The organism is Methylobacterium sp. WL116, from assembly GCF_008039455.1.
Lineage (GTDB): Bacteria > Pseudomonadota > Alphaproteobacteria > Rhizobiales > Beijerinckiaceae > Methylobacterium.
Window position 1 is genome coordinate 1 of the sequence record NZ_VRUV01001154.1, and the last position, 454, is coordinate 454.

Genomic DNA, 454 nt, shown 5'->3' on the forward strand with positions numbered 1-454 from the left:
GCTGCCCGACCCCGCCCTGCGGCGGGCGCTCGGCGCACGCGCCGCCTTCGACTTCCGCGGGACCCTGGAGCCCGACAACGCGGTTTCGGTCTCGCGCCTGCACGTCGAGGCGCCGACGATGCGGGCGGACTATGCCGGCCGCGTCGGGCGCAACACGCTCACCGGCACGGTCGAGGCCGCGCTGTCAGACCTTTCGGCCTTCTCCGACCTCGCGGGCCGGCCGCTCGCCGGAAGGCTGTCGGGCACGGCCAAGCTCGGCGGCGATCCGGCGCGGAAGGCTGTGACCGCGGAGGTGGATGTCCGCACCGAGGCGCTGTCCCTCGGGCGACCGGCGCTCGACGGGCTGCTCGGGGCGGCTCCGCGCGTCACCGGGCGCCTGTCCCAGGTCTACGACGGCTACGCCTTCGACGGCGCGAAGCTCGAGGGCGCGGCCGTCGTCGCGCGCCTCGACGGC

At 76.4% G+C, this 454-nt stretch carries 1 pseudogene; it reads left to right on the forward strand.

Features of this window, described 5'->3' with window-relative positions:
• A pseudogene (locus tag FV223_RS31160) lies at positions 1 to 454 on the forward strand (hypothetical protein); the annotation flags it as partial.